The organism is Candidatus Methylospira mobilis (assembly GCF_009498235.1).
In the GTDB taxonomy this organism is placed as follows: domain Bacteria; phylum Pseudomonadota; class Gammaproteobacteria; order Methylococcales; family Methylococcaceae; genus Methylospira; species Methylospira mobilis.
In genome coordinates, this window is sequence record NZ_CP044205.1 from 2338493 (window position 1) to 2350392 (window position 11900).

Below are 11900 nucleotides of genomic sequence, written 5' to 3' on the forward strand. Positions count from 1 at the left end.
ATGGTAGATACCTCATGGCTAGGTAAGCTAAAGGGATCTGCGGGAGAAGCCAAAGGACGATTGGCTGATGATGCCGCGCAACGCTCTGCCGCAGCCAAAGAAAAGCACAGCATCATCCTGAATCAGAATGAGGTGCTGACAGGAAACTGGGACGCGCACAAGGTTCTCTTCACCACGCTGGGTGGAAAGTTAAGGACGATAACATCCGATGACCTCACCGCGTTCAGGAGAAATATTCAAACCGCGCAGGCAAACTTCACCAAGGGTATCACCGCCAAGCAAGTAATTGAGCTTTCCTTGCACGCTGATCGCATGGCATCGACGGAAGAAATACACATGGCGGTTCCCGTCAGCGCAACTAACGGAACCGTGCGCTATATCACCAACTCCGGCCCCAACTCCAAGGTGACGCGCCATCATGTCACGGTTCAATTTCTCAACTACATGGCTGAGGCATCCTCCGGAGCCGGTGGTGCGCGCAAGTCCGCTCAGCGCCTGCGCCTTGCCCCGCTTAAATTCGATTGCGATTGCGAACGGCACCGCTACTGGTTTCGGTATATCACCACCATTGGTGGCTTCAATGCTGGCCGCGCTGAAACCGGATATCCGAAAATAAGAAATCCCAATCTTTATGGCGTGGGCTGCAAGCATGTCCTGCGCGTCATGGCCGACATCCGCAGCGGCGGCGCAACGCTTGCGTTTTTAACCAGGCTACTGAAAAAAGGCAAGGCTGCTGACAACGCCAAGGCAGCCGTGCGGCAGGCGCAAAGCGAAGCAGAAAAAGTTGCCGCCAACCAGGAAAAAAGGAAATCGGCAAAAGAGCTTAACGCCATACGAAAGGCGGTCAATAACGCCACGAAGCCGAAGAATCTCTCCGCGCGGTCGAGGCAGGTGAAGCGGTCGCCAGATCCAGAGGAAGCTATTCGAGTAAATATGCGCGCGATGGGTATCAAGGATGAGCGGCAAATTGAATCAATGATCCAGCTGATGCGCACGCAAGCGCAGGCAGACAAATAAAACGGATACCCGATGCTGAGCAATGTGCCAACGGCTATCAACAAGATGACGCGCAAGGTGATCAAACATCACCCGAATGCCTATAACTGCCAGATATTCAGAAAGGCGGTGAATCGCCCCGACCCACAGATGGGAGGAATCCCCACGCTCGGCGGCATCGGCGTCCTTGATACCGAGGATGAGGAAGATATTTCATGGGAGTGGATCGCGAACGGCTACTCAATGACGGTGGAATCGTTCCAGCCCAGCCCGATGATGTCCAGACAGGACGCAAACAACGGCGATACCGAGGAATACCGATTTCTGATCGTCCCCGAGGATGACGCCGCAGATCTTCAGCTAAAAAAACATGATGTGGTGTACCTGCTGCTGGGTGAGTTTATCCGACTGGCCTACGAGATCGTCGGCATCGAGACCGTCATCAACATCCCGCCTTACGCCATGCGCTATGTCATGAACCGGCGCGACGATCTACACATGGTTGGGCAGTCGGCTTGGTAATCATCTCAGATATAAGCCTGTAACCGGGCATCAATTAGCGGAAAACCGCGCAAAGCTCCCCATTGTCGTCGTCATATTCTTTTCGGTATGACTACCGACACGCCGATCTACACGCAATTCAAACACAACGCCAAAGCCGCTATTGCCCACTTAATTAAAGAGCAAAAGGGAATCGCAGTGGCTGCGCTCTATCACCCGGAAATAGGCGATATTGATCTGGTCTGGGGAAAAACGACAGATGATGCGAGATCGAAAGGAACCGGCATTGCCAAAATACTTAGGTGGCATCCCGAAGTCCTGCGCGACCTGCAAGGTTTTATCTCATCGCTACACGTTCATCAACGACACGGCAAAAAGATTCACTTGACTGGAAACGCTGGTGAGAGGGCAGCTGTGCAGGTTGATTACGATCAACGCAATGGACATTGGTTGTTGACCGCGTATATCAAGGGATATGCCGCCACCCATGCCGATACTTCAGCGGCAGACATGGCGAACGGGAGACCGGATTCTGCTATTCCCCCGAGCGGCGACGAAAAAACATTAGACTCATTAGTGTCTAATGTCAATACCTCCTTTGAAAAAGGTCGCAGCAGTCTTGGTACGAGGACGGACACTACCAAGTTTGACGCCAAGGATGACACAGCTCGCCTTAACCCTGCTACAGGAAAAACTGTAGACTCAGCAAATACGCCTGTCAATAGCGCTGATGCGCTTCTTCACATCGAAAACGCCGCCCACGAAGGCGCGTTCGGTAATAACCCCCTGCCCTCGCCCAGCGATGCCCAATGCACTGCCGGTAACTACAAGGTTGGGCGAGTTGAAATTGCCGGGTTCAAGATTGCCATAGAGCAGCCGCGCGGCACCTATCGCACTGGAATCGACGCCAAAACCGGAAAGCGCTGGGCTACGCGTCTCGCCGGACACTACGGCTATTTCTCTGGAACCAAGGGTGCTGACGGCGACCCGGTTGACGTGTTCATCGGTTTTTACCCCTACTCTGAAATGGCCTACGTCATCAACCAGTTCATCAATGGTCGCTTCGACGAGCATAAAGTAATGCTGTGTTACCCCGACGAATACAGTGCGCGCAAGGCGTATCTCGACAGCTATGAGCGCGGCTGGAAAGGCCTGCAAAACATGATCCCAGCCACTCTGGAACAACTTCGCTGGTGGCTTAAAAACGGCAATACCAGCCGACCGCTACGCCCTGAATTTCTCCCCTTTGCCGGACTTGAAACCATGAACCAGAAAATTTACTGGGATGGCAACGCCATGCCCATTGATGCATCGCTCGATAAAGTGCTGTACGACATCCGCCGCTCCGTGGATGGCGCGCTTATTTTCGATGCGGTCAGCATGACGGACATTGTTGAGGATGCCGATGGACTGGCAGCGTTCGATGCGCTGGTTACGCCCTATGCGTCACTGGAACGCAAGATGGCAGTGCTGCAGCGGGTGATGGATCGTTACGGACAAGCGGTAAAGGTAACCGCGATGCAGATCAGCGATCCGTTCACGCAGCGCGGCGTCGCCAATGTCGCCGTCATCTACGAACTGAGCGACGGGCAAACGGTAAGCGTTTTTCTGCACAACCCGGATGTAACGCCGAGAAAGATCGCGCCTACCGACGAGCTGATTTCATGGAAGTGGCTGCTTAACAAGAAGGACATCACCATCGTGGTGGCGCCCGAAAAAGGCCAGGACTTGGACGTTAAGGAGGTAGGTAAGCGCATCATGCGACTGGTCGAGAAAAATAGCGCGTTGTTCGGCAAGGCCAATGCCCAACGCGCCGAGCGCATGCAGTCCATAGAAGATATTAAAACTGAAATCGTCGGCCTGGAGGCCGAGCTGAAAACCAAGCTGCATGAGCTTGAGGTAGCGAAGGTTGAGGCCGAAGACCGGGCGATGAAATCAACGCCTTCAGAGGGTGTTGTGGTTACGTACCGTGAAGCACTTCCACCTACAACCAATGCCGTGGAATCGCCAACACCAGAAGCGCAGGAAGGTACAGATCATCAGGATGTATCCGACATTGATGTCGGATACATCAATGAACCTGTAACTGAAGCGCCCTTATCGGAAGCGCGGCCGCAACATGATGGTCAACAAACGCCAGACACTGCCGTCGCAGTTTTAAAGGATGGATATTCCAAGCTATCCCCGGAAGAGATCATCGTTACCAAGATGAACGAGGCAATGCTAGCATTGATTGCAGCAAAGGATAACGGCGATGCGCGCAGTATCTCGGAAGCAGAGCAATTGATGCGTGAAGCCTATGGCTCGGAAGAAGCGACGCCGATGCTGAAAATGTCTGCGGCAGAACTGCGCGACCTGCATAACGCGGTTGCTGGGAAGCCGTTTGAGGCTACCGTAGCGGCGTCTGCTTTTGGTGGGCTAAGGCCTGCGCTTGATCTTGTTGGCGCGGAAGTACCTGAAAATAAAATCGTCTTAGCTGGTAACGAGATTGGAGATTTCCCCGATACGCCCGAGGGAAAAAAAGAGTTAAGAGTGGCGGCGCGAGCGGTCTTCGAATCTATGCTTGGAAAGTGGGTTTCATGCCCCGCTCTGGATGGGGACGTTGAGATTCGCAAAAGCGGTATGAATAAAACGCTAAGCCTGAGCGGAGACCCACGCAAGTTGAAACTCGTTGCCGCGCTAGAAGAACTTATTCGTATCGGAAAGAAACTGGATACCAAACCCAGCTATGCGCCAGAAATTGAAAGAAGTGTTATAGCCTACCACTACATGCGATCTCTTGCGAATCTTGAGGGTACGGACATCGCCGTTCGCTTTATCGTTAAGGAAGATGAAAAAGGTAAATTCCACTGGGATCATAGCGTTCATGATACCGATGCAACGTTTGATAGCACAAAAGAAAACGGGCCGAATTTCTCCGACCCGCTTCTTGTCACTACTTCATGCGGCGGGGGAACGTATCCTTCCCGCTTAGCGAGCGACCAACTTGATGGCACTGTAGAAGAAGGATCAGCAGATTTCAACGGTGATTTCATTGTTGATGAAAACGAAATTGGCGATACATTTGAAGTTGAAACTTCCACCGATGAAGAAGACATAACCAATACGCTGGATTCAGCTGTAGGTGGTGGGCATATGGTATTCAACCTGTTTATTGAAGGTGAGCCGCCTGAAGTAGTTGATGAAAATGATTCTGGAGATAACCCCGGAGACGAAACCACCAAGCCAGCGCCAGAAATACCCGTTATCGAGCTGACCAGCGAGAGCGGCGGAGAAAACGTGAATGCCGATGGAGGAAAAACGGGCTCCGTCGACGCCGCCTACCTATTCGCCAACGCAACCGATGAATTCAAGGAATGGCTGTCCGAATACCTGAAAAAGCCGGATTATTCACCATTTGTTACCGCCAGGGAAATGGATCAAGCGGCCAAACGCAACGGAGCCAGTGTTGACTGGGGCGTGTTTTCCGGCACAGACCAGGATATCGACTCAGACGGCTATGTGGGCGAGGTCAAGAAGGGCGGAGAGATCGTTGGCCGCATCGACATTGGCAATGATGGCAAGGCGATGGTGTTCGTTGGTGCGACCGGAGATCAGCGCGTTGTCTTCCCATCCGGCGTGGAGGCGGTCTATTCCGATGATGATGCCATCGAAATGGTTGACGTCCTGTTTTCTACCCAATCTGGAGATACGCAGCCCGCTATTGCTACTGACCCGCAGCTGGTAGCAGACTTAGCCCTGCTTCACTCCGTCATAGATGGGACCGTAGCCGATATCCTTTCTCCCGAACTCGGCGAACAGATGGCCGCCACATTCGAGCGCAATCAGGACAACGCGGAGTTCATGGAATTGTTCAACCGGGCTGTGAATGCCTACACCGCCGCCATGATGGCGGCCACGGCATAAGGGAGCGCTGGCGATGTCACTATTAGAAAAGCTTTTCGGCGCAATCGCCACAAGAAGGAGCGCGCTTGATGCCGCCGCCCCGCCCTGCCCCGTCTTGGATGCCGTTACCAACCCAATTGAGCAACTGAAGCTGACCACCGAGCTGGGAAAAGTACGCAAGGAAATTGCTGGGCTGGGTGATTCGGCAATGGACGCCATGAAGCGCCTTGGGCTTACTACCCGGCTTGGCAAGATTCGCATGGAGCTGGGCGGACAACAGAATCAAGCTCTGGCTTTGGAGCCAGATACAGCGCCCCAGCAACCTGAACCAATTCAGGAAGCCCATGACGCCCCCGTGGAGACCGTTCAATTCGGCCTGCAAGCAAGTGGCGTCAAGACCCGTGAAAAGATCAACGCGCAGGTGTCGGCCATAACCGACCAGATTCGCGCCGGCAGAAACCCTGCGACGCTGACCGACGATGAAATAGCGCTGCTCAAGCAATATTCCGGCAAGGGTGGGTTGACGATCAACTCCCAGCACGAGTATTACACCCCGCCCCATGTTGCCGAAGGGGTGTGGGACGCGCTTAAAGCCAATGGCTTTGAAAATGGCAACGCTCTGGAACCGGCCACCGGCGCCGGTGTATTTCTGGCTACCAAGCCCAGCGGCGTCATTGCCACAGGTACCGAGATCGACCAGACCAGCGCCACTGTTGCGCAGATCTTGAACCCTGGGGACGTGGTATCTAACCAGTCATTCGAGTATCTGGCCGCGTCATCGCCCGATAACAGCTTTGACGCCGTGATCGGAAACGTACCCTTTGGCAACGCCCGAGGCCCGAGCGCGCACGATGACCCGCCCTACAAATCCGAAAAGCTGATCGAGCGCTATTTCGTGCAGCGCGTGATTGACAAGGTTAGGCCGGGCGGACTCATCTGCCTGGTTGTGCCGGTGAATATCATTCAGGCAAAGGGCAAGGCTTGGGAGAAGTTTCGTATTGCCATCAGCAAGAAAGCCGAATTCCTGGGCGGTCACAAGCTGCCATCCAAGACGTTTTCGAAGCAAGGCACCGATGTCGTGGTCGACGTGCTGGTGATGCGCAAGCATGGCGCCGATTTTCTCGCGCAAGTGGATAACCTGCCGTTCGACACATTGACCGCGGCCAACGTGGTTTGGGCGGAGTTCATCGAGGGCCGCTACTGGCAAGGCGAAGGAAAGCGCTACATCAAGGGCGAGTTCGTACCCAAAGACCCGACCAAGTTCCGCGACTCGGACAAGGTTATCGCCGGCGAAAACATGACCGATGAGGCGCTAAAGCGCGCGCTTGCGGTTAAATTCCACTCTCGCATTGATTGGGAGATGCTGGATAGCGCCGAACCGATTGTCCGCAACTACATAGACGGCGACCGCAAGGAGATCAATGGCATTGATTACGAAATGCAGGGCGGCGCGTGGGTAAAGATAGCCTACACCGAAAGCAAAACCGAGCTGGATACGACTATTTACGGCGTTGACTCGTTGGACGCGCTGGAGTCCATCATGCAATCGGATTCCGGCATCCTGTCGTTGGGCTGGGGAAATATCGAAGCGGCATGCGATGCGTTTCCCAACCTCGTGCCGCAACATGTCAAGGACGCGCTAAATTTTTCTCGCTTGCAGTCGGATGACAACCAATGGCGGGCATTTCGCGGCGCGGTAATCGGCGCCAGGATCGAGTCGTACCTGAACAGCGGCAGCGATGACGCAAGTGATCTGGCCGAACTGAAAGAATTGATCCTGCATGAGATCGTTAAATACGGACACCCCAACAGCGTTACCGGCCTGACCGTGGCCGGCAAGGAATCGAAGCGTTTAGGATTGTTCATCAACTCGGTGGATGAGGCGGGTAACTTCTCGCCGCTACTGGAAACCGGGACCATTCGCCAGGAAACAGCGGAATTTAATTCCGCCGATCCGGTATCGATCGTCACCTATCTGTTTGAGCAGAACCAGGACCCGGTAGAACTCAGTACGGTGCTGTCGATGTACGACGGAGAAGCCATGATGGAAGACCTGGGCGACATCACCAAAATACCGGGGCTGGCCGTGTCGCCCGATGGTTTCATCTACCCATTCGATCAATATTGCTCGGGCGATGTATTCCCCAAACTCCGGGCAATGCGCGAAGCGATGCTATCGGAGAAAGATCCGCGCATTATCGAGCAATACAAGCGCCAGATCGAAAGCATCGACGCCAAGCGCCGCAAAACGCCGACCGAAGACATTACCTTCCGCATGAGGCAAAAGTGGTTCGATCAGAAAAACTACGTGATTGAATTCCTGCATGCCAATGGGTTTAAGGTTACGATTCAGTACGACGAAGAACGTGGTGAATTCGTTTCCCGGGGAACCGGTGGCGGACTGATACCGCAAATCGTCAATTACCTGAACGAAAAGCCGGTAATGGGCGGCGTCAAGGTCTCGGATTACAAGGACGCCATCAAGGCGCTGGAGGATCAATTCGACGCCTTCATGAAGTCGCACCCGAACAGCGAAGACCTGACCAATCAGTACAATGAAAAGTTTAACGGCTATGTCGATTTCAGCTACTCCTGTAGCGACCTGGGGCTGACCAATCTGGGCGACAGAATTAAGCCGCATACCTACCAGAATGAAGCCATTCGCCGACTGTCGCGTGAAGGAAAAGGGATTCTTGGTTTCGACGTGGGCCTGGGAAAAACCTTTACCTCCCTGGCGCTGCAAGCCTACAACGAGCAGATGGGGCGTTCCAAGCGCACCTGCATTGTTGTTCCTGACTCGGTGTTGGCAAACTGGTATCACGAACACAAGGCGTTCTATAAGGATACCTCACGCATGCTGGTTGTCGGCATGTCGCCGAAAACAAACAAGGATGGCACTGCGCAACGTGAGGCGATTGTCGACGAACAAGGCAATCCGAAGCTGCTCAACGGAGAACCCATATACCAGGATGTCTTGACCAAGGACGACGCGGAAACCATCTGGGCGAAAATGCACAGCATTCCGCAGTCCGACTTGTCGCTGGTGATCATGTCGCATTCCCGCTTCGGCATGATACCGGTCAAGCAGCAGACCAAAAAGAAATACACCGAAGAAATGCTGTCGCGGGAGCTGATGAGCGCCGGGGATGCCGACAAGCTGATGTCCGCAAATCCGGGCAAGCTGTCATATGCCGACGCGCAGAATCAAGACCGCATGGAGCAGAAATACTCCGACGAAGGCACGCGCAAACAGGACGCATACCCGTATTTCGAGGACATGGGGTTTGATACCGTCATGCCCGATGAGGCGCATTTTTATAAAAACGCCTTCAAGCCGGGCAAGGAAGCGAGCCGCATCGCTTATCTGCCAACGCCCGACCCATCGCAACGCGCCATCGACCTGTCGTTGAAACTGGCGCATATCCGCGAAATGAACGGCGGGCGCGGCGTTGTGTTGCTGACGGCCACCCCGGTTACCAACAGCCCGCTTGAAATCTACAACATGTTGTCATTCCTGATTCCGGCAGAGGAATTCGAGCAGTTTGGCGTCTACACACCCGATGATTTCGTGCGCGTGTTCGCCGATGTGCAACAGATCGAGAAGCTCAAGGTTTCCGGAGACGTGGGTAACGTCGACGCGATGGTCGGCTTCCAGAATCTGGATGGCCTGCGTTCGCTGTTCCACAAGTACGCGATTATTAAAAATGCCGAGGACGTAAACCTTCCCCTCCCCGGCATCGAAGAAACCCAATCAACCGTTGAGCTATCCGAGGAACAGCAGGGTATCTATGTGGCGCTGCGCGCCGAGGCCAAGACGGCATCGTCTCCCAAGAAAGAGGAGCGTGAAACGGTACGACCGCTGTTCTCTATCATCCGCGACATGGACAGAACCACCACCGATCTGGACATGTATTACAAGCAGATCACCTTCATCTTCGCGCCCGCGCACAAGGAAGCGCTGGAAAAAGCGCTGGCGATGATGCCGAAAACGGTACAGCGCAAGGAGTACGACGCCGACAAGGAAAGAGATGTGGTCATGACGGTGCCGTTAGAGTACACGCTCACCGAAAAAGACGGCAAACTGGTGGTGGTCATGACCGACGCCGGCGAAGAGGACATGGTGGCCGCCATGCAGAAGGTCGGCATCCCGGAAGATGAAGTGGCGCACCCGATCACGCCAAAATATGCCGAACTGCTGAAGAACCTGAAAAAGGAACTGGATGTTGGCGGAAAGCAGCTAATTTTCATCGAGGAAAAAACCCAGCACCGGAAGCTGGCCCGGGTCATCGTGCATCACCTGCCCATTACGCTGGAGAACATCGGCATTATCAACGCCACGGATGCCTCCGGCGAAAAGCTACAGCGCATTTCAGACAGCTACAACGCCGGCAAGATCAAGATTGTTATCGCCAACAAGAAAGCGGAGGTCGGCGTCAACCTGCAAAAAGGCACGACGGCGATTCATCACCTGACGTTCCCCTGGGTTCCGGCCAGCATGCAGCAGCGCAATGGCCGCGGCGTCCGGCAAGGCAACACTGCGGCGACGGTCAATATCTACTACTACATAGGGAAAGGATCGTTCGATCTGTTCCGCCTGAACCTGATCAATAAGAAAGGCAACTGGATTAACGATGTGCTGCGCGGCACCGAATCGAACATGGAATCCAAGGGCGACGGCCACCTGTCGGCGGAGGATGTCATGGTGCTGCTGTCCGATAACCCGGAAGAGGCCAAGGCGCGCATGGAGGAAGCAAAAGCCAAGCGCGAAGCCGCAAAACGGGCTAAATCCGACAAAGCCATGGTCATCAACCTGAACCAGCTCATAGAGGCGCGGCGCAAACTCGCATTGCTGGATGGCTGGAAATCGGACGAAAAGACCAAGATAGAAGCGGAGCTGGCGAAACTGGCGGCGCGCATTGCCGCGCTTGAGGAAGATGATGGCGAGGAAGCCCGTAAAGACCGCTCCGATAGTAGGCGCAAGCAGTCCCTGCAGCAAAAAAAGCTCGATACCCTGGACGCCCGTTATCTGGCTATCGAGGAAAGCGCATCGGCGACAGTGAAACAAAAAACCGTATTCCTGAAAGCCAAGGCGGCAGCAGGCGAACTACCCTTTGATGCGGGCGCTGTCGACAATCCGGAATCGGTGCTGGTTACCAACGATGGCCGGATAATAAAGCCGGGCATGGTGTTCGACATTAAAGACGCGAAGTACGACCGTGACCGCAAATTGACCAAAGGCCTAAATCTGGTTGAAGCCATTGACGCATCGGCGCGCACCATCACCTTCAAGCCCAAGAGAGAAAATTACAGCTCGCGGCCCATCAGTCTGAACGATCTGCACAACTACGAGCTGAAGCCGGTATCCATGACGATTGAGGAATGGGACTTGGCGAACAAACTCGCCAATAACCTAACGCTGAAGGATGTCATCGGGTTGGGGTTTGCCACCTACGACAAGTTCAAGGATCAAATCAAACTGGCCTATAGGGAATACTATATCGCCGATCTGGGGGACGGCACGGTAACACTGACCAGGGAAAGCTCCAGTTATCGTTCCCTGGTGGATGCCCGCTTCGTCTGGCCGGATGGCGGCAGCGAGGCCATTAAGCGCCAAGTGGTCAAGGATTACTACCGCAACATCACTGTTTATGGCACGGACTACGGCGGCCCGATTATGGAAACCCTGTTCGGCGAGGATTGGAATGCCGCCATTCAGCAATATGCAGAAATGGCGACGCAGGAAGACGTGTTGCGTCAGGCGCAAGCCATTTTTGAGGCCGACGTTCAATCCAGGGGCATGGATGAATACCAGTTCATCGAGCGCAACAAGTGGTTCGTAGCCAATAATTGGCGCGAATATACTGCAAAGATACCAGGCGACAATGTACAGGAGATAATGGATTGGGTGCGAACATTCATGGCGGACAAGATTGCGGCCTACGAAGCCGAGTCCCGGAGACGCCAGGACGAGGCCAACCAGAAAGCCGCCGAAGCGATTAAATCCAGCCCGGACTACAAAGAGATTCCAGAGGGTATTGCGCTAAAGCTCTCGGAAAAAGGCATCACCGCCCTGTACAACACCGAATCGGTCTACATTAAGCGGAGCAATTGGCCGGCCTTCTCGCTGCTGCTGTTGCAGGACTCGAATGGCAAGCAAGGATTGCTGTACGCCGCCAAGGAGCGGCTGAAAAGCGCCTATGGCGCGCAATTCGCCGCCGATATATCGACAAAGTTCAGCGGCGCATGGTGGTATATGCCCTCCTCCCATAAGCTCGACGATATCGTTTCCGTTATACTCAACGATCAGGACGCGCCGGTGATCGAGACCAACAGGGACGCTCCGGAAAAGCTGAAAGTTCCTGCCGACAAAATAGCCGTTGGCGATGAACTGAATGGATTTGTCGTCCGATCGCTGGGTAAAACCTGGGCGGCTAAGGAATATGAAATCAGCGCCGTCAAGCGGGATTCGGGCTTCGATATCGAAGAAGGCGACTTGATCCAATACGCGAGATTTTAAG

The 11900-nt window shown here is 54.2% G+C and carries 4 protein-coding genes; all 4 read left to right on the plus strand.

The window, feature by feature from the left end; translation table 11 throughout:
• Positions 1-1017: a hypothetical protein gene (locus F6R98_RS10500; protein WP_153248975.1), complete on the plus strand. Its 1017-nt coding sequence runs from the start codon at positions 1-3 to the stop codon at positions 1015-1017.
• A gap of 12 nt (positions 1018-1029) precedes the next feature.
• Positions 1030-1518, plus strand: coding sequence for a hypothetical protein (locus F6R98_RS10505; RefSeq protein ID WP_153248976.1), 489 nt, complete (start codon positions 1030-1032; stop codon positions 1516-1518).
• A gap of 87 nt (positions 1519-1605) precedes the next feature.
• Positions 1606-5403 carry a defense against restriction DarA-related protein gene (locus tag F6R98_RS10510; RefSeq protein WP_153248977.1) on the plus strand — a complete coding sequence of 1266 codons (3798 nt, stop codon included), beginning with the start codon at positions 1606-1608 and terminating at the stop codon, positions 5401-5403.
• Between the two features lie 13 nt (positions 5404-5416).
• On the plus strand, positions 5417-11899 hold the full coding sequence (locus F6R98_RS10515; protein ID WP_153248978.1) for an SNF2-related protein: 6483 nt from the start codon (positions 5417-5419) through the stop codon (positions 11897-11899).
• Position 11900 lies beyond the last annotated feature (1 nt).